General features: G+C 68.7%; 19 protein-coding genes. 10 read left to right on the top strand and 9 right to left on the bottom strand.

All coding sequences use genetic code 11. The features are described 5' to 3' along the window. Positions 1 to 75: 75 nt before the first annotated feature. Together ABD089_RS13030 and ABD089_RS13025 are read right to left on the bottom strand one after the other, a co-directional pair. Positions 76 to 1,581, bottom strand: a complete 1,506-nt coding sequence (locus tag ABD089_RS13030; RefSeq protein WP_343886880.1) for a DHA2 family efflux MFS transporter permease subunit — start codon at positions 1,579 to 1,581, stop codon at positions 76 to 78. 67 nt (positions 1,582 to 1,648) lie between these two features. Next, entirely contained in the window at positions 1,649 to 1,909 is a 261-nt protein-coding gene (locus ABD089_RS13025) for a pentapeptide repeat-containing protein (RefSeq protein WP_343886879.1), read from the bottom strand. On the opposite strand from ABD089_RS13025, the gene ABD089_RS13020 reads away from it, so the two are divergent. Both ABD089_RS13020 and ABD089_RS13015 read left to right on the top strand, forming a co-directional pair. Continuing rightward, entirely contained in the window at positions 1,902 to 2,264 is a 363-nt protein-coding gene (locus ABD089_RS13020) for a hypothetical protein (RefSeq protein WP_343886878.1), read from the top strand. The genes ABD089_RS13025 and ABD089_RS13020 overlap by 8 nt on opposite strands. Positions 2,265 to 3,613: 1,349 nt before the next feature. Next, positions 3,614 to 4,177, top strand: a complete 564-nt coding sequence (locus ABD089_RS13015) for a GNAT family N-acetyltransferase (protein ID WP_343886877.1) — start codon at positions 3,614 to 3,616, stop codon at positions 4,175 to 4,177. 129 nt (positions 4,178 to 4,306) lie between these two features. Here the strand turns inward: ABD089_RS13015 and ABD089_RS13010 are convergent, their stop codons facing one another. The 5 genes from ABD089_RS13010 to ABD089_RS12990 all read right to left on the bottom strand — a co-directional run bounded on the left by ABD089_RS13010 (position 4,307) and on the right by ABD089_RS12990 (position 8,895). After that, positions 4,307 to 5,809, bottom strand: coding sequence for a hypothetical protein (locus ABD089_RS13010; RefSeq protein ID WP_343886876.1), 1,503 nt, complete (start codon positions 5,807 to 5,809; stop codon positions 4,307 to 4,309). 86 nt (positions 5,810 to 5,895) lie between these two features. Continuing rightward, the gene (locus ABD089_RS13005; protein ID WP_343886875.1) at positions 5,896 to 6,123 is read right to left on the bottom strand and encodes a hypothetical protein; all 228 of its coding nucleotides are present in this window, start codon (positions 6,121 to 6,123) and stop codon (positions 5,896 to 5,898) included. Positions 6,124 to 6,190: 67 nt separating this feature from the next. Further along, a complete protein-coding gene (locus ABD089_RS13000; RefSeq protein ID WP_343886874.1) occupies positions 6,191 to 6,625 on the bottom strand; it encodes a VOC family protein in 435 nt (144 codons plus the stop codon). A gap of 62 nt (positions 6,626 to 6,687) precedes the next feature. Continuing rightward, complete coding sequence (locus ABD089_RS12995; RefSeq protein WP_343886873.1) at positions 6,688 to 7,848, bottom strand: MFS transporter; 1,161 nt, start codon at positions 7,846 to 7,848, stop codon at positions 6,688 to 6,690. Between the two features lie 255 nt (positions 7,849 to 8,103). Further along, positions 8,104 to 8,895 (bottom strand): YwiC-like family protein, encoded by a 792-nt coding sequence (locus ABD089_RS12990; RefSeq protein WP_343886872.1) that lies wholly within the window; start codon positions 8,893 to 8,895, stop codon positions 8,104 to 8,106. A 29-nt stretch (positions 8,896 to 8,924) separates the two neighbouring features. Here ABD089_RS12990 and ABD089_RS12985 point away from each other — a divergent pair, with 29 nt between their 5' ends. Next, positions 8,925 to 9,800: an alpha/beta hydrolase gene (locus tag ABD089_RS12985; protein WP_343886871.1), complete on the top strand. Its 876-nt coding sequence runs from the start codon at positions 8,925 to 8,927 to the stop codon at positions 9,798 to 9,800. A gap of 55 nt (positions 9,801 to 9,855) precedes the next feature. Continuing rightward, entirely contained in the window at positions 9,856 to 10,596 is a 741-nt protein-coding gene (locus ABD089_RS12980; protein ID WP_343886870.1) for a hypothetical protein, read from the top strand. An 18-nt stretch (positions 10,597 to 10,614) separates the two neighbouring features. Here the strand turns inward: ABD089_RS12980 and ABD089_RS12975 are convergent, their stop codons facing one another. Then, the gene (locus ABD089_RS12975) at positions 10,615 to 11,067 is read right to left on the bottom strand and encodes a hypothetical protein (RefSeq protein WP_343886869.1); all 453 of its coding nucleotides are present in this window, start codon (positions 11,065 to 11,067) and stop codon (positions 10,615 to 10,617) included. 143 nt (positions 11,068 to 11,210) lie between these two features. Here ABD089_RS12975 and ABD089_RS12970 point away from each other — a divergent pair, with 143 nt between their 5' ends. Then, positions 11,211 to 12,833, top strand: coding sequence for a phosphodiester glycosidase family protein (locus ABD089_RS12970; RefSeq protein ID WP_343886868.1), 1,623 nt, complete (start codon positions 11,211 to 11,213; stop codon positions 12,831 to 12,833). On the opposite strand, the gene ABD089_RS12965 is transcribed toward ABD089_RS12970, so the two are convergent. Next, a complete protein-coding gene (locus ABD089_RS12965; protein ID WP_343886867.1) occupies positions 12,823 to 12,969 on the bottom strand; it encodes a hypothetical protein in 147 nt (48 codons plus the stop codon). The two genes, ABD089_RS12970 and ABD089_RS12965, sit on opposite strands and share 11 nt — an antisense overlap. 348 nt (positions 12,970 to 13,317) lie before the next feature. Here ABD089_RS12965 and dnaK point away from each other — a divergent pair, with 348 nt between their 5' ends. The 5 genes from dnaK (at position 13,318) to ABD089_RS12940 (ending at position 18,593) form a co-directional block, all read left to right on the top strand. Then, the gene (gene dnaK / locus ABD089_RS12960; protein ID WP_343886866.1) at positions 13,318 to 15,180 is read left to right on the top strand and encodes a molecular chaperone DnaK; all 1,863 of its coding nucleotides are present in this window, start codon (positions 13,318 to 13,320) and stop codon (positions 15,178 to 15,180) included. A gap of 172 nt (positions 15,181 to 15,352) precedes the next feature. Further along, entirely contained in the window at positions 15,353 to 15,925 is a 573-nt protein-coding gene (locus ABD089_RS12955) for a nucleotide exchange factor GrpE (RefSeq protein ID WP_343886865.1), read from the top strand. Between the two features lie 28 nt (positions 15,926 to 15,953). After that, the gene (dnaJ, locus tag ABD089_RS12950) at positions 15,954 to 17,111 is read left to right on the top strand and encodes a molecular chaperone DnaJ (protein WP_343886864.1); all 1,158 of its coding nucleotides are present in this window, start codon (positions 15,954 to 15,956) and stop codon (positions 17,109 to 17,111) included. Between the two features lie 5 nt (positions 17,112 to 17,116). After that, positions 17,117 to 17,533: a heat shock protein transcriptional repressor HspR gene (locus ABD089_RS12945; protein ID WP_343886863.1), complete on the top strand. Its 417-nt coding sequence runs from the start codon at positions 17,117 to 17,119 to the stop codon at positions 17,531 to 17,533. Positions 17,534 to 17,600: 67 nt separating this feature from the next. After that, complete coding sequence (locus ABD089_RS12940) at positions 17,601 to 18,593, top strand: carbohydrate kinase family protein (RefSeq protein ID WP_343886862.1); 993 nt, start codon at positions 17,601 to 17,603, stop codon at positions 18,591 to 18,593. The last annotated feature ends 158 nt before the right edge of the window (positions 18,594 to 18,751 follow it).

Here is an 18,751-nt window from a genome sequence, read left to right as displayed (position 1 = left end):
CCGCCACCCTACGCCGGGGTCCTGACACTCGCCAGCGGGTTTCCGGACGCCCTCAGCGGCGTCGGTTTGCGAGGTTCAGCGGGACTGTTCCGTGTTCTCGCGCTGCTGGAGGAAGTGCGGCTTCACGATGAACATCGACGCGAACAGACCACCCAGCACGGCCACGGCGGGGAACCACGCGGAGTGGCGCATGGCGGTGCTGAAGGGTCCGACGAGCATGTCCGGGAGCTGGGCGCGCGTGCCCTCGGAGGTCTGCGCGCCGCCCGTCCCGCCGCCGGGCATGGTGCGGGAGAGCTGCCACTCGATGATGGTCGCGATCGCAGCGGAACCCAACACAGAACCCAGCTGGCGGGTGGCGTTGTAGACGCCCGAACCGGCACCGGCCCAACGGGGCGGAAGGTCACGCGTCGCGGACATCGACAGCGGGCCCCAGATCAAGGAGGCGCTCAGGCCCAGGAACGCGGCAGGCAGCAGGAACCACAACACGGAGGTGTCGGCGCGCATCAGCTCGGCCTGCACGCCCAGCACGATGGCGTAGATGGCGAAGCCCGCCACCGCGAACGGACGGGTGGAGCGGGTGTTGGACCATTTGCCCACCAGCGGCGCGAAGACCAGCGAGACGATCGCGGACGGCATGCTCAGCAACGCCGCCTGGGTGGGGGAGAGCCCGCGGGCAGTCTGCAGGAAGAGCATCATCGGGAAGCTCATCGAGATCACCACTCCACCCATCACGAAGATGGCGAGGTTGGCGGCCGTGAAGTTGCGGTTGGCGAACAGCTGCAGCGGCATCAGCGGTTCCTTGGTGTTGCGCGACTGCTGCCAGACGAACAGGCCCAGCACGAGCAGCCCTGCGGCGATCATCGCGAAGATCCAGACCGGCCAGCCCTTGCTCTGGCCTTCCTGCAGGGCGAAGACGACGAGCGAGAGGCCGATGGCGTTCAGCGCGACCCCCATCCAGTCGAAGGCGTGGGCGTGGGTCTCGAGGTTGGGCACCAGACGCCACACGGCGATCATCGCGGCGATGCCGATCGGGACGTTGACGAAGAAGATCCACTGCCAGCCGACCTGGTCGACCAGCACGCCGCCCAGCAGCGGTCCGGAGAGTCCGGCGACCGATGCGGTGGCTCCCCACAGCGCCATCGGCGCGCCGCGTCGGGTGGCCGGGAAGGTCCGGGTGATGACGGCCATCGTCTGGGGGCTCATCAGCGCCGCGCCCAGGCCCTGCACGGCCCGGGCGGCGATCAGGCTCTCGATGGAGGTCGAGAGTCCGCACCACAGGCTGGTCATGGTGAAGACCGCCAGCCCGGCGAGGTACATCTTCTTGGGCCCATAGCGGTCACCGAGGCGTCCGGTGATCAGCAGCGGGACGGCGTAGGCGAGCAGGTAGGCCGAGCTAACCCAGATCACCTTTGCGACGTCGGTGTTGAAGGCGCGCATGATCGAGGGGATCGACACGGAGACGATCGTGGTGTCGATCATGATCATGAAGAAGCCCGCGGCCATCGCCCACAGGGCGGGCCAGGCGCCGGGTGCGACGTCCTGGTCGTTTGGGGCGGGGTGCGGGGGGAGGGTCTGTGTCACGTTGGCAAACAGTAGGGCAGGCGTCTGACACCTTCTGTCGGGCCACAGCCGGGGCTCAGCGGCTGGGTCAGGTCCAGTGCCCGGGCCGGTCCAGTTGGCTGGGCAGGACGGTGTGTGCGTCCCCGATCGCCTGCTCCAGTTGGGGTTGGGTGAGGAAGATCGCGGACGAGAGGTCGGCCCCGCGCAGGTTGGCGTCCCTCAGGTCGGCGCCCAGCAGGTCGGTGGCAGCCAGCCGGCAGTTCTCGTCCCGCCAGTTGATCGCCCCACCTGCAGGATGCTGGGGACGACCACCCCGACCCGCACGCAAGGAGGACCCGGCAGTGACCAACACCGCAACCGTGGATCTCGACGAACTGAACCGTCTCCTGCGGCACCGCACGGGACATGGCCTGGCAGATCTCCTCGAGCGGTTGCTCGACGATGAAGCGCCCGCAGTGGCTACCACCAAGGACCCGGCCGTGGTGGTGGCTCTGCGCATTCTCACCCAGCAGGAGGGAGTGCCACTCCTGGCGCGGGAGGTCGAATACGCCTCCGAGCGGGTCCGGGAGGACTTCACGGGCGCGATCGCGCTCGTCACCGGGGACGTGCACGTGATCCACGACCGGCAAATGGACCTGCGGACGCGCCGGGCGCGCGGTCACTACCGCCCAACCGCATCAACCCCGATCCCGGCCGAGGCCTGACACCCCTCGTGGCCACCCACGTGCTCATCGTCCTCGCAGTCAACGCCGTGAGCGTGGCTGGATGGGGCGTCCTGTGCCGGGCCCTGCCCGAACCAGCCCCCGGACCTGACGGCACCCCACCCGAAGGCCGGACCCCGGTATCAACGAAGACCAGGTACACGGATCTGTCCACGCCACCTGGGCCGGCCTGACCATCGCGCTCCTCACCACCGCAGCCCTGTCCCCAGCAACAGCCGCGGCCGCCGCACTGGGCGCCGCACTGATTACCCTCGTGGTGGGCGCTGTGTGGCTGGTCAGCCGATGTGGGTTCGGGTTCGGCGATGTCCGGTTCGCGCCCGTCGTGGGAGCAGCCGCAATGGCACCGATGGAAGAGGCAGGGCTGTTCGTCGTCGCCCTCGGTGGACTTCTCACCACCCTGGCGTGGGCAGTGGTCGACCGACTCGCTACTCGTCGGCGGCGGTTCATCGCGTGGACCCCAGGCTGGTGGATCGCCGCCATCGCTCTCGCCGCGGTCACCAAACTTTGCCCCCGACCGTCCCCCCTCCAAGGCGGCTACCTCACTCCCGATGTCGTCGAGGTGTTTGTCAGCCCCGTGGCGAAAGAGGTCAGGTCGCGTGCGATGTGAGTGCCTTACGCGGCAAAGAGCGCGTCTAGGTCGGCTTCGGCGGCTGAGTCCATATCGCCCCAAAGCTGGGATCGTCTATTGCCTCTTGCGCAGCGCAATTTCCCCGTTTGAGGTCTTGAGCACGGCCTCTTCACCGGTCTCGGACCATGTCACCGGCCCAGGACCGACGACGGCTACGACTGCGGCCTGTTGCATGCGGAGGGACTCTTCGGAGCAGGTGGAGGCTCCCACCCGGACGTTGGTGATCTCGCGCCCCTGAGCCGTCTGAGACATGTCAAAGTCCAATGGGCCGCAGGCGGTGGTCACAACCGCGGAGCTTTTCTCGAACCGGAGCGTCGTACCCTGAACCCCCATTGAATTTCCGGAATCGGACACCGTCACTTGCGTCGCTGTCCATTCGCCTCTAGGTGACTGGGTTTCAGTATCGCAACCAAAAAGCGGACTGCTAGCAAGCAGTAAACAGACGGTCAGGGCGGTCGACCGCCGAGGTGAATTAGAGGCCCTTTTAAGTGTGCTCATGGATTCTGGGAACCCCCAGTTGAGAGATAAAGCGACGCGCCGAGGGATCTCGCAATGGTTCGCCTGGACGAGAATCCTACGACACGCCCACACTTGACAGCCCCCACGCGCAAAGTTGGGCAGGCCGTGTAGTCGCTGATGTACTGGATCATTCCGGCAGCCCCGAGGCGGCCGGTTCCCGTGCCGTCGATATTCTCATCTGGGCATGCGGGTCAACGCGATCGAGGCCGTGCGGGAGCTGGAACTTCCACGCAGCTGGGACCGTCCCAAGACGCCGGGTTACACCTTCGAGGTTGTCACTGGCAGCCCCCGCCCCGAGTTGTTCGACGACCTGCGAGTGCTGCAACAGGCCATGAACACCGATGTCCCGCAAGGAGAGGTGGCGCTCCCGATCGAGGAGTGGACCGATGAGCGGCTGGCGGCGCGCTTCCGTGCGGACGACGAACTCCTGTGGTTGGTGTTCGCGCGCGATGCCGATGGCCGGGTGGCCGGCCACACCGAGCTGGGCAACCCTGACCTGCCGGGGGTGCACCACCTGCTGCAGCAAGGGGACACGGTGGTGCTGCCTGAGCACCGCGGGCATGGGCTGGGACGTGCGTTGAAGGTCCACGCGATGTCCAGTGCGCAGGCCGATGCGCCGTGGCTGACCCGCGCCCAGACGAGCAATGACGACACCAACACGCACATGGATGCGATCAACGACTGGCTGGGTTTCGAGGTGGTCGCCCGCACCTGGAACCGGACGCTCGTGCTCGACACCGCACTGTGACGGCATGACCGTTGAGGTCACGTGCGAGCGGATGGAGAGCGAGTTGGCGCATGCCGATGGGGCGACTCCCTGAGTGGAGTCGCCTCATTGGCGGGGTGATGATGCAGCCCGGTGCCAGGTCCGGGGAACTCAGGCGCTGCTGGTCAGGTCTTGCCAGCGCAGCCTGACCACGGGTGGTGATTCTGGGCGGCCGGTTCTGGTGGGGTCGTGGAGTTCCAGACTGAGGCTCGGGGTGACGAGGTAGACGAATCCCTCGGGTGATCGCCACAGGTAGCAGCCGGGGGCGACTTGTTCGAGGCGCCACTTGCCGTGGGTCTTGGCTCGGTGGACCCGCCGGCCAAGGGGTCCGAGGTTGTCGGGTCGGGTCTGGCCGGGTGTCCCGTCGTGGTCGAAGGGGACGGTGTGGTCCAGGTCGCAGCGGCTGGCCCGCTTGGTCGACCACGGGAACACCTCGAAGGGGTTCCGGTGTTCGACGGTCTCGCGCATTCGGTCGGGGACCTCGTAGGAGTCGACCGGGCACACTCCTGCGGTGTCGAGGACGGGTCGGACGCTGATCTTCCGGTCCCCGAGCAGGTCCTTGAGCCAGTCGCCGAGGGCGGGGCCGATGCCCTCGATGCGGGCGACTCCTTCGCCGGTTTTCGCGGTGGTGTCGGTGAGGTGGACCACGATCTTGGCCGTGGGAAGCAGCTTCTCGGGGTCGACGGTGATGGTCCCGCAGGTGTGACCCAGACGGCCCTTCAGTTCGCACGCTGACACCTCGACAAGCTCCGGGAACGTAAGAAGGTCGGGCTCGGGGCCAAACACCTCCTGGAGCTCGAACTCCGGATCCAGCAAGGATGCCTGGAGCATCTGTAGCGCGAGGGCCGGGTTCGCCAACATGCCCAAGGCGCGGGCTCGGATCCCGTCCTCGGTGTCCTGGACCCCCGCCCGGCGCAGGATCGACGCCAGCCGTGACACCTGCGCCTCAAGGTCACGCTGGTCTGGCTTGTCCAACACCGCCTGAACCGAACCCAGCAGGTGGTCGCCGGGGTCGCCGAACTCCACGAACCGGCGCTCCCGCTCGGCAGCGCGACGCTCCTCCGCCTGCTCAGCGGGCAGGTGCTTCAACAGCAGTCCCCTGGCCATCGCCTCCAGCCGAGCCGCGGGCATCCGGCCGTAGACATCACGCAGGTCCGCGTCGAGGGCCCGGGCACCGTTGAAGTCCAGGTCGCCGGACATGCTCGCGAGCTTCTTCGCCAACCACACCGGAAGGTCACCGGCCATCACCGCAGCCCACGCATACGGCAACCGGTGCAGACAATCGGTCGCGAGCGACAGTTCCATGTCGATGGCTTCCGGCCGTAGGTGCATCGCTGCCGCCAACTCCAACGACGCGAACTCCGCGACCAACGGCGTCCCGTCCGAACCCGCCGGGACCAGCTGCTCCAAGCCCGGCACCACCGGACCCTCACCGCTCGCCGCGGACCACAACACGTCCACCTGGGCCAACAACTCGAATCGGCGAGCCTGGATCGCCCGGAACGCCCGGTCCGACGCCCGCAGCTCGGCCAGGAACTCACGCCGCGTCGCCGGGAAGGCAGACCCGGGAAGCGTCACCGTGTGACCTGCCGAGGGAGTCGTCGTCGAACTCATGTCCTAATTCTACACCACCACACGACGTACACAAGGGGTTCGACGATATTTGTTCGACAAAACGTTGGACCGATCGCGACGAGCGCTCAGCCCAGCTCGCGTTCGGCGCGCGCCAAGAGGGTCAACGAACTGACCGCCTGCCAGGTCCCCGCGCCCTTCAGCCCAGCCGCTGCCTGCTGGGCCTGGGCCAGAAAGGTCCGGTCACCGGTCAGGGAAGCCAACAGGGCCAGTGCCTCGACGCTCTCCCAAGAGCCAGGTTTCAGCGATCGTGCCCCGGCGGCCGCGCGGGCCACCGTGTCTTCTGGAGTGCTCATACCACCAGCGTGGCAGCATCCGCGGTCCAGCGAGACGGCATCCGGCACGAGGGCCCCAGGCCCCTACTCAGTCGAGGCAGAACTCGTTGCCCTCGGGGTCGAGCATGACGATGAAGCCGGCGTCCATCGGGGTCGCCTCGGTGATCCGGACGATCGTCGCGCCGATGTCGGCCAGTTGGTCGGCGCGCTGGCGCAGGACGTCCATCCGCTCGTCCGGATCGACGCCCGGAGCCGCGCGCAGGTCCAGGTGCACCCGGTTCTTGGCCGACTTGCCTTCGGGGACGCGCTGGAAGAACAGCCGCGGCCCTGCCCCGTCGGGATCGGAGCAGGCCGAACGGGCGTTCCACTCCGACTCCGGCACGCCCCACTCCTTCAACGCCTCGGGCCAGGACGAGAAACCCTCCGGCGGCGGGTCGAGCCGGTAGCCGAGTGCTTCGCACCAGAACCCGGCGAGGGCATTGGGGTCTGCGCAGTCGAAGGTGATCTGGACGGTGACAGCCATGAGCCGAGCCTAGGAAACGGTCCTGATCCTGTCGAGAGGCATCTTCCTGATCAGTTCCCGGATCAGTTGGACGGGTTGCGCAGCATCCCGAGCGAGGCCACGGCGGCCAACCCGGATGCGACCAGCACCGGCCAGAAGGAGTGCGCGGGAACCTCGGCCAGACGTCCGGCCACCGCGGCTCCGGCGCTCACTCCCAAGGTGATGCAGGTCGCCAGCACGGTCATCATGGTCGCCATCCGCTCCCGGGGCGCGATCCGCTCCATCCAGGTGAAGGCGCTGACCAGGCAGGCGCCAGCCCCGGCGCCACCGACCAGGGCGAAGGCCGCGGCCACTCCGGCGGGGGGCAGCTGGAGCAACCCGAGGGCCCCGACGCCCATCAGCACCGAACCGGTCAGAACCCGAGCCCACACGGGGATGCGGGCGGAAACCCGTCCGACCAGGAGGCTGGCGACACCGCTGCCCACCCCCACGCAGGCGTAGACCAGGCCGGTCAGTTCGGGCGTCCCACGCTGGTCGAAGACCGAAGTAAGGCCGGTCTGGGTGGCACCGAAGAGCGTCCCCACGCCCAAGGTCGCGAGCATCGGCCACAGCACGGAGAACCCGACGCGACCTCCAGCGGACGTCTGGGCGTGTTCGGCGTGGGTTGCACGCCAGCCGTCCCGGTCGGCAGCCAGGTGCGCGAGGAAGGCGCCCTGCCCCACCAGCGTCGCCACCGCGATGGCGATGGTCGCCGGGACGGCGCCAGCCAGGCTCACCAACAGGCTCGCGAGCACCGGACCGACGACGAAGCCGAGCTCGTCGACCATGCCCTCGTAGCCCAGCGCGCGGCTGACCAGCCCGGGGTTGTTCGTGCGCACGGCCAACTTCGACCACCGCGTGCGGGCCACCGAACCGACCTGCGGGTTGGCTGCCCCGACGAGCCCAGCGCAGGCCAGCATGGGCCACGACGCGGCATGGTTCAGCAACAAGGCGAGGAAGGCCAGCTGCCCAGCCAGAGACACGATGGTCGCGCTGGCCAGCACGGGCAGGGGTCCGAAACGGTCGACCAGTCGTCCGACGACGGGAGCGCCGACGGCGGTCCCGAGACCAGCCGCAGCGACGGCGAGCCCAGCGGTGGCCATCCCGCGTCCGTCGGCGGCCAGCACCATCATGTAGCCGAGCTGCACCATCGAGCTGGGCATGCGTCCGATGAAGGACGTGATGAGGAAGGGCCAGCCGCCCACGCCCGGCAGGCTGGTGCGCTGCGGCGGTGTTGTCTCGGGCGGCACGGTGTTCGGGGGTGCTGCAGTGGGTGATGCTGCATTCACAGGTGTAGTGGTGGGCGGTGTCGCGCTCACGGGGCCTCCGGGGTCAGTACGGCGGACGCGCCCCGGCCTCACACGCGTCCCTCAATTCCCCTGTTCCTCCATGGTAACTCGGGGCACGCGCCTCGCGGCTGGGTCAGACCACCGCAGCTGGGTCAGACCGCCGCGGCTGGGTCAGACCACCAGTGCGAGGGTGATGGCGGTGGAGAACACGACCTCCACGATGCCGATCACCGCCGGACGCAGCGGTCTTCCCGCGGCCTGCAGTCGCGGCATCACGAGCGTCCGCACGCACAACGCCACCCACAGCCCGACCAGCAACCAGCCGCGCAGCGGGGTCCGATCCAACGCTCCGGCCACGGTCGCGACCAGGACGACGAGCGTCACCACCGCGTGGTAACCCAGCGAGAATCGCGCGAAGCGTGGGTCGTCGCGCTCCCGGATCAACGACTTCACGTGCGGCACCGTGCCCCAGAAGTAGGCGAGTTCGATCGCGAACACGGTCCAGGTCCAGGGCCAGTCAACCTCGGGTCGCCCAGCGCCAGCCGCGCGAGCCACCGGCGCCATCAGGCAGGCCGCGAGCACCGTGGCACCGTCGTTCAGCAGGGACCTCTCGGTACGGTCCCACGCGGCCTTCGCCGCGATGCCCAGCAGCGGCGCGAAGGCCAGCGCCCACACCACCAGGGCCGGACGCATCACTGCGGTCGCCACACCGAACGGCACCATCGCAAGCCCATAGGCGCGCACCGGCGGGAAGTACTTGGCCCTGCGGTGTGACTTCAGCCACAGCGCCGCCGCCTGGAAGAAGAAGTAGCCGACCCACCAGAACAGCAGCAGCGGCACGTGCACCCACGAGAAGCCGCCCAGCACCGCGCCCGTCAGCGCTGGCAGTGTGATCATCGCCCACGCACCGTGCTGCTCAGGCACCCACCCGGGGGAACGCTTGCGACGGGGACGGTTGGCCATGCGGAAAGGCTAGGGGAGGCCGACCTACCATGACGATCGTGCGCTCCCGAATGATTGCCCTTGCCGCGACGACCGCGACAGCCCTGGTCGGCGCCGGTGCGGTGGCCGCCGCTCGGATCAGCGGACCGCGACGACCGGCCCTGGATTACGGCATGAGCCCCTTCGAGGTGGGCATCGAGGCCGAGGATGTCAGCTTCAACGCCGACGACGGCACCCGGCTCGCGGGCTGGTGGTTCGATCGTCCGGGCTCCGCGCGGGTGGTCATCGTCTGTCACGGTCACCGGGGGTCAAAGGCCGACATGCTCGGCATCGGGCCCGGCCTGTGGGGCGCGGGCAACACCGTTCTGATGTTCGACTTCCGCGGCAATGGGGAGTCCGCGGACGGGCCGCAGTCGCTGGCCCACTACGAACAGGGCGATCTGCTTGCCGCGATCGACCTGGCCACCCAGCGACGCCCGGACGCCGAGGTCTGCCTGGTCGGTTTCTCGATGGGCGCCGCGACGTCGATCCTGGTCGCAGCGCGGGACGAGCGCGTCCGCAAGGTGGTCGCTGATTCGTCCTTCGCCGACATGAAGGGGGTCATCGCGGCTGCCTTCGCCGGTCTGCGCCTGCCTCCCGTCCCCTTCGTCGCCCTGGCTGATGGCATGACCCGCGCCCGTTACGGCTACCGTTTCGACCAGGTGCAACCCGTGGACGTCGTGGGCGAGATCGCCCCACGTCCCCTGATGTTGGTGCACTGCGCCGGTGACCAGGTGATCCCCGTCGAGCACGCGCACCGGCTGGCGGCTGCGGCGGGGGAGCCCACCACGGTGGAGATCTGGCCCACCGGTGAACACTGCGGCGCCTACTTCGCCGACCGTCCCGGGTACATCGAGATGGTGGCCAACTTCCTCGTCGATGCCTGAGCGGCAGCCCCGCGCGGCTGCGAGGATGAAGTCAGCCCAAATGGAGGAGTCACCCATGTCCCGCACCCGCACCTCGTTGACGCTCGCCTCGCTCGCGCTGGTGACCTGCACGGTCACTGCCTGCGCCCCGACCGAGTCGACCACCGGATCGACGGTGAGCCCCACGGTCTCCTCCACGCCTGCCACCTCCACGCCTGCCACCTTCACCCCGGCCGCCTCGTCCACGGATTCGACGATGGGCAGCGAATCCCCCAGCGGTGAGGCGAGCTCGACGGAGTCCGGCCTGGTTTCGCCCTCCGCCCGTTCGACGGACACCGCCAGCGCCACGGTTTCGGCGACGGCGACCGACGCGGCCAGCGCGTCCGTCACCGACTCGACCTCGGCCGTACCCGTGGAGGCCACGCCGCGTGATCTCAACGCGCAAATCACGGCCGTCTCGCAGGTCTCCTCGAAACTGACCGGCACCTCGCAGGACTTCCAGCGCTACATCACGGCGTTGGCGAAGAAGACGGTCAAGAACGCCGACGGCACCACCTGCCCGACCTTCGACATCCGCGTCGACCGCTACTGGTCCACCGATGACCAGGCGATGGGCGGGCTGACTGCCTGCGGTGGCTACGAGGCGATCTGGTTCACCGACGCGCGCGGGACGTGGAAGGAGTTCGGCTTCCAGTCCGTGCCCTACTGCTCGGTCGTGCGCGCCGCCGGCGTCCCGCACCCGATCGACCTGTCCACCGGCTTCGGCTGCATCGAGAAGGGTTCCGTCGACGTCGTCGCCTATGACCCGGAGGGGTGATCTGGCGGCTGGTGGGGGTCAGCCAATCGCGCGCGTGATCAGCTTCTCGAGGGTCTTCTCGTTGGCGTCGTTCCACTCGGTGATCGCATAGGCGGCGGGCCACATCGTCCCGTCGTCCAGCTGGGCGTTGTCGTTGAAGCCGATGGTCCCGTAGCGGCTCTTGAACTTCCCGGCGTGCTGGTAGAAGACGACGATCTCCTTGCCCTTGGGGTCGCGGGCGTAGGCGGGGAAGCCGTACCAGGTGCGGCGCGTCAGGTCCGGCGCGATCCGGGCCATCAGGGCATGCAGGCCCTCGGCGATCGGACGGTCGAGGTCGTCCATCGCGGCGATCGCGTCCAGGATGTCCTGCTCGGTGTTCTTGCCGGCGGCGGTCTTGCGACGCTCGGCGGCGGCCTGCTTGACGGCGGCCTTCTCCTCGGCGGTGAATCCAGCGTCGGCGTCCTGGGTGCTGGCCTTCTTGGTGGGGCTCATGGACGCGAGTCTAGGGCGGCCAGAGCGTCCTTCAGCTGGCTTGGGAACCAACGGACGACCAGTTCGTGGCGCCTCGTGAACTCTTGGCGACGCCTCGTCGCACACCGGTGACGCTGGACGACCGGGCTTCCTAGCCTGTCGCCATGACCACCCCCCTGATCACCACCCACGCGCCCCGCCCCACAGCGCGTGTTGCCGCAGCCGCCGCCCTGGCCGGCGCGCTCTTCGTGCCCGTCGCCGCTTCCTCGGACGCCGCGCCCGCCACCCAGCCCACTCCCGCGATGACGCTGGCCATCTCCTCGTCCACCACCGAGCAGCTGGCTCCCGGCGTCACGCACCGTTCCCTGATGGTGGGCGACCGTGCCACCACCTCCGAATGGGTCGTCCAGCTGACGCTCCCCTCGGGCAGCGCCGGCGTGGCCAGCTCGGCCGTCTCGACGAAGGCCATCGCCGACCAGGCGGTCGCCGACCTGGCCGCCCACGGCCTCACCGGCTACGCCGAGGAGGTCATCACCCGTCCACTGGCCGACATGGCCGGATCGCTCGGCTACCGCGTCCGCCTCGGCGGCTTCGCCACCCAGGCCGAGGCCACGGCCGTGCAGAAGCAGGTCGTCGCCGCGGGATACCCCGCCGGCACCTGGTACCGCGCCTGGGACGGTGACAACGGCAACGCCCTGAGCGGCGCCAACCCGCTCTCGGTGCACGTCCTGACCGTGGACCCCCGCCGTTTCCGTGGCGAGATCGACGCCACCTACGGCGCCGACCTGGTCGGAGGAGAGACAGTCTCGACCCTGGCCCAAGGCGCCCTGGCCGGTATCAACGCCGGATTCTTCGTCTTCAAGGCCGATGGTGACGTGGCCGGCGACCCCGCCGGCGCCGGCGCCTATGACGGCAAGATCCTCAGCGAGACCGTCGGTGATCGTCCGGCGCTCGTGATCGACGGCGACACCGGACGCGCTTCCGTGCAGCGCCTGACGTGGGTGGGTCGCATCACCTCCGCGCGCGATTCCCTCACCCTGGACGGCATCAACCGGACGCCCGGCAAGATCCGCAACTGCGGTGGGCTGGGCGATGATCCCACCGACCTGCCGCTGCACGACGTGACCTGCCACGACGCCGACGAACTCGTCCTGGTCACCCCGGAGAACGGCGCCACCACGCCGGCCGGCGAGGGTGTCGAGGTCGTCCTCGACGCGAAGGGACGCATCGTGGCCGTCCACGAGACGCGCGGTACGGCGCTCAAGGCCGGGCAGGTCTCCATCCAGGGCACAGGCGACCGGGCGGACGCCCTGCGCCGGTTTGCCCGCCGCGCCGGCCACGGCACGCCCAACAAGATCAAGATCACCAACCAGTACCGCGACGAGCGCGGACGCAGGCTCCGGCTGGACGGTGACACCCAGGTCGTCAACGGCGGTCCCATGCTCCTGCTGCGCCGTGGCCGACAGGTGACGGCGCGCCGCGACGGCATGGTGCAGCCCGCCTCTCCCGGCTTCTTCTACGGCTGGGTGCACCAGCGCAATCCCCGCACGATCGCCGGTGTCGACGCCCAGGGACGGCTCGTCCTGGCCACCGCCGACGGACGGATCACCGGCTCGGCCGGGCTGAGCATCGCCGAGTCGGCAGACCTGGCCCAGGCACTCGGCATGGTGGACGCGCTCAACCTGGACGGTGGCGGGTCCACCGAGATGGTGGTCAACGGAGCGGTCGCCAACACTCCCTCGGGCGGTGCCGAGCGGCCGGTCGGGGACGCGATCGTCATCCGCTGACCTCGCTGATTGTCCGGCTGATCCGGTCGGTGAACTGGGCGGGCGACTCGTCCGTGCGTGCGCTCAGCGGACCCCCCGAGCCGGACGACGACCCGCGAGCGCCCCTTCCGGGCACGACGATGAACTGACCGTCCATGCCCTTGAGGGTCTCGCGGCCTCCACGCGCAGCCGGGCCCGAGAACACCGCCAGAACTGCCAGCACAGGACAGAACCGGTCCCGCCACGGGACCGAATCCGGCCCAGCGGGCGATTTTGGCGAACCGAGTGAGCTCACCGGAATAACCGGGCGCGAACCAAAGTTGAGTCAGGTGTACTCAACGCAACACTTGAGTGCAGGTCGCTCAACCCCTACAGTTGAGTGCATCGGGCTCAAGCCGCTGGCGAGGGCCCCTGACAATGAAGAGCTTCCGGGCGTAGCCCTCCAGCTCGCCCGATCATGACCACCAAGCACCACGGTTCAAGAAACAACACGGAGGAAACCAACATGGCTCGTGCAGTCGGTATCGACCTCGGCACCACCAACTCTGTCGTCGCTGTCCTCGAGGGCGGCGAACCCACTGTCATCCCCAATGCTGAGGGGGCTCGCACGACGCCGTCCGTCGTCGCCTTCAGCAAGACCGGTGAGGTCCTGGTCGGCGAAGTCGCCAAGCGCCAGGCCGTCACCAACGTCGACCGCACCATCCGCTCGGTCAAGCGCCACATGGGCACCGACTGGTCCGTCGACATCGATGGCAAGAAGTACACCCCCCAGGAGATCAGCGCCCGCGTGCTGCAGAAGCTGAAGCGCGACGCCGAGGCCTACCTGGGTGAGCCCGTCACCAACGCGGTCATCACCGTCCCGGCCTACTTCTCGGACGCCGAGCGCCAGGCCACCAAGGAGGCCGGCGAGATCGCTGGCCTGACCGTTGACCGCATCATCAACGAGCCCACCGCCGCCGCGCTGGCCTACGGCCTCGACAAGGGCGACAAGGAGCAGACCATCTTGGTCTTCGACCTCGGTGGCGGCACCTTCGACGTCTCCCTGCTCGACATCGCCGACGGCGTCTTCGAGGTCAAGGCCACCAAGGGCGACAACCGCCTCGGTGGTGACGACTGGGACCAGCGCGTCGTCGACTGGCTGGTGACGCAGTTCAAGAACAAGAACGGGATTGACCTGTCGCAGGACAAGATGGCCCGCCAGCGCCTCCAGGAGGCCGCCGAGCGCGCCAAGATCGAGCTGTCGAGCGCCCAGGAGGCCTCGATCAACCTCCCCTACATCACCGCCGGTTCCGCGGGTCCGCTGCACCTGGACGAGCGCCTCACCCGCGCCGAGTTCCAGCGCATGACCCAGGACCTGCTGGACCGCTGCAAGGCGCCGTTCAACTCGGTGATCAAGGACGCCGGCACCAGCGTCGACAAGATCGACCAGGTCATCCTGGTCGGCGGCTCGACCCGGATGCCCGCCGTCGCCGACCTGGTGAAGGAGCTCTCGGGCAAGGAGCCCAACAAGGGCGTCAACCCCGACGAGGTCGTGGCGCTGGGTGCCTCCCTGCAGGCCGGTGTGCTGAAGGGTGAGGTCAAGGACGTCCTGCTGCTGGACGTGACCCCGCTGAGCCTCGGCATCGAGACCAAGGGTGGCGTGATGACCAAGATCATCGAGCGCAACACCACCATCCCGACCAAGCGTTCCGAGGTTTTCACCACGGCCGAGGACAACCAGCCTTCGGTGATGATCCAGGTGTACCAGGGTGAGCGTGAATTCGCCCGCGACAACAAGTCGCTCGGCAACTTCGAGCTGACCGGACTGATGCCCGCCCCGCGCGGCATCCCGCAGGTCGAGGTCACCTTCGACATCGACGCCAACGGCATCGTCCACGTCCACGCGAAGGACATGGCCACCGGCAAGGAGCAGTCGATGACCGTCACCGGTGGCTCCGCCCTCGGCAAGGACGACATCGACCGCATGATGAAGGACGCGGAGGCGCACGCGGACGAGGACAAGGCCCGTCGCGAGTCCGTCGAGATGCGCAACGAGGCCGACAACCTCGCCTTCCGCACCGAGAAGCTGCTGGCCGACAACGCGGAGACGATCGGCGACGACGTCAAGGCGCCCGTGCAGGAGTCCCTCGACAAGTTGAAGGAGGCCCTGAAGGGCACCGACAACAACGACGAGGTCAAGGCCGCCATGGAAGACCTGAACACCAAGGCCTCGGCCATGGGCCAGGCCATGTACGCCGCCGCCCAGGCCCAGCAGGCCCAGGCCTCCTCGGAGGAGTCGGACGCCCCGCAGGGCACCGAGTCCACCAGCGGTGATGACGACGTCGTGGACGCCGAGATCATCGACGAGGACAACACCGACAACAAGTGAGCCGGCGCTCACGGCAGTGAGCTCCTGACACGCCTGTTTGATCGCCCCGGGCCGTTCGTCACCCCGGCCCGGGGCCTTCATGCAAGCATGATCAACGCGATCCTGGTCGCCGAACGACCATGATCAATACCAACGGATGCACCACCACCCAGACGAAGGATCGACAGCCACCATGAGCGAGTTCACCCCTGACGAGCAACGCGGCCAGGTTCCCGACGACGCCAGCGAGCTCTTCGAGAACCCCGGCACCGACGGCGTCGGCACCTCTCCGGAGGTGCGCGTCTCCGAGCTCGAGCAGCTGGTGGGGGAGCGCACCGCGGACCTCCAGCGCCTGCAGGCTGAGTACGTGAACTACAAGAAGCGCGTCGATCGCGACCGCCAGGTCTCCCGCCAGTCGGGCGTCGAGCAGGTCGTCACCGAGCTGCTGCCGGTGCTCGACTCCATCGCCATGGCCGACCAGCACGGCGAGCTCTCCGGCGGTTTCAAGCTGGTCGCCGACGAGCTGGCGAAGATCGCGGCCAAGCACGGCCTGCACGCCTTCGGCGCCGTGGGCGACCCCTTCGACCCACACCTGCACGAGGCCCTGATGCAGGTGCCGCTGCCCGGTGCCACCGAGCACTGCGTCTCCCAGGTGATGCAGCAGGGCTTCACCATGCACGACCGCGTGCTGCGCCCCGCCCGCGTCGCCGTGAGCGACCCCGACCCGGCCGCCGCCGCGGCCGAGCCGACCGAGAACCAGTACTGACCACGAAGACCCAGCGAGAGGAGGCGCCATGAGCACCAAGGACTGGATTGAGAAGGACTACTACAAGACCCTCGGCGTCTCCAAGGACGCCAGCGCCGACGAGATCAAGAAGGCCTTCCGCAAGATCGCCCGCGAGAACCACCCCGACCAGCACCCAGGCGACGACGCGGCCGAGAAGCGGTTCAAGGAGGCCTCGGAGGCCAACTCGGTGCTCGGTGACGCCGCCAAGCGCAAGGAGTACGACGAGGCCCGCAGCCTGTTCGGCGGCGGCGGATTCCGATTCCCCCGTGGTGGTGGTGCTGCCGGCGGCGCTGGTGGCACCAATATGGAGGACCTCTTCCGCAATGCCTCGGCCGGTGGCCTGGGCGACATCTTCGGTGACATCTTTGGCCAGGCGGCCGGGGCGCCCCGTCGTTCGTCCGGACGCGTCCAGCGACGCGGGGCCGACGTCGAGGGTGAGGTCACGATCGGCTTTGCCGAGGCGGTCGAGGGGACGACCGTCAGCGTCCAGATGGTCTCCGAGGCGGCTTGCGAGGCCTGCCGGGGGACCGGCGCGAAGGCCGGCAGCGTCCCCGAGGTCTGCGCCACCTGCCAGGGTTCGGGTATGCAGGCGTCCGCCGCTGGCGGCGTCTTCCAGACCAGCGAACCCTGCCGCGACTGCCACGGCCGTGGCCTCATCGTCACCGATCCCTGCGATGTCTGCCACGGTTCGGGACGCGCGAAGTCGACGCGCACCATGCAGGTCCGCATCCCGGCCGGGGTCGAGGACGGGCAGAAGATCCGCATCAAGGGCAAGGGCTCGCCGGGCGAGAATGGCGGCCCGGCTGGCGACCTCTACGTGCTCGTGCACGTGCGTCCGCACCGCATCTTCGGCCGCAGCGGGCACAACCTCACCATCACCGTCCCGGTCACCTTCCCCGAGGCCGCCCTCGGTGCCGACATCGAGGTGCCCACCCTGCAGGGCGGGCGCGTGAAGCTGCGCATCCCTGCCGGTACCCCCAATGGCCGCACGTTCCGAGTCCGGGGCAAGGGAGTGGCGCAGGCCAATGGCGCCCACGGCGACCTGCTGGCCAGCGTCGAGGTGCAGGTGCCCGGGAAGCTGGACGACCGTGCCATCGCGGCCCTCAAGGAGTTTGCGGACGCCGTCGGGCCGAGTGACCCGCGAGCCGGGCTCTTCCGGGGCTGAGCACCATGACTGCCGCCCAGCTGCCCCAGGTGATCGACCGCGACGCTCCGCTGTTCACGATCAGTGTCGCGGCGAACCTTGCAGGCATGCACCCGCAGACGCTGCGGACCTACGACCGGATCGGTCTGGTGCAACCACGCCGCGCCTCCGGCCGTGGCCGCCGTTACTCACCGCGCGATGTCGCGAAGCTGCGGCTGGTGCAGCACCTCTCCCAGGAGGAGGGGATCAACCTGAACGGCATTCGCCGCATCCTGCAGTTGGAGACCGAGCTGGACGCGCTGCGCCAGCACCTCGAGAACGTCGAGGCAGCACTGGTCGAGGCACGCAGCAGCCGTCCTCGCGTCTTCACCGCCGGGGCCTCCGGGGACGTCCACCTCGGACGGCACCGCGTCCCGAACCGCTTGGAACTCCCCGGCCGCTGAAGGGCTTCCGTCCCCGAAACCGGCCCCGCCCTTGGCCTGGACGCGCGCAGGCGCAAGGATGGCCCCCATGACGAACAACGACGTTTCCCTGACCGGCCAGGCCACGGACCACGGCGAGGTGCTCTGCCTTGGTGAGGCGCTGATCGACGTGGTCGCGCGCGAGGGCCAGGAGACGGCCGAACACGTGGGAGGCAGCCCGCTCAACGTCGCCTGCGTGCTGTCCGCCATGGGCCATGCCCCCACCATCGGCGCCTGGTGGGGGGACGACGACCGCGGCCACCGGATCGCGCAGTACGCCGCCGACCATGGCGTCAAGGTCGTCCCGGGCTCCGATGGTGCCGAGCGGACGACGGTCGCCTACGCCCAACTCGACCGCGAGGGGCGCGCCACGTACACCTTCGACCTGCTGTGGGAACTGCCCGAACTCACCGAGCTTGACCGCGTTGGCCACCTGCACACCGGCTCGATCGCCGCAACGCTGGAGCCCGGCGGCACCCAAGTCGTCAACGCCGTCAAGGCCGTCCGCGAGCACGGCACCGTCAGCTATGACCCCAATGTCCGTCCCGCGATCATGGAGTCACCCGAGGCCGTCCGCGGTCGCGTCGAGGAACTGATCGGGCTGTGCGACGTGCTCAAGGCCTCCGACGAGGACGTGTCCTGGCTCTACCCGGACACCCCCGTCGAGGACGTGATGCGCGAGTGGATCACCATGGGCCCGGCGCTGGTCGTCGTCACCCGCGGACCCTGGGGTGCCTACGCCCGGCTGGCGGGCAATCGCGACATGCTCGTCGTGGACCAGCTGACCGTGAAGCTCGCCGACACCGTCGGTGCCGGAGACTCCTTCATGGGCGGGCTGCTGTCGGGACTGCTGGACGCCGGGTTGATCGGCAGCCGCGAGGCTGTCGAGATCCTGCGCGCCGCTGACTGGGACGCCGTGCAACCGGCCCTCCACCGCGCGGTCACCACCTCCGGGCTCACCGTCAGCCACCACGGTGCGCACGCACCGACCCGCGAGGACGTCCAGGGCGTGCTGGACGAGGATTCGTCCCTGGCCCGCTGAACTGGGGGAGCTGACCGGCGAGACCCCTGGACGACCCATCGACAGGCTTGGGGTCGTGACGTGGTGGACAGCTCCAACCCGCAGGGCCTAGATGTTGGTGGCAGACAGGTTCATGACAGTCGGGTGATGGGAGCTTTCCCGCCGAGTGCTCTGTGGCC

It is taken from the genome of Luteococcus sanguinis (genome assembly GCF_039527675.1).
Classification (GTDB): Bacteria; Actinomycetota; Actinomycetes; order Propionibacteriales; family Propionibacteriaceae; genus Luteococcus; species Luteococcus sanguinis.
The sequence above is the reverse complement of the archived record's forward strand: the minus strand, read 5'-3'. Positions and strand labels throughout refer to the sequence as shown.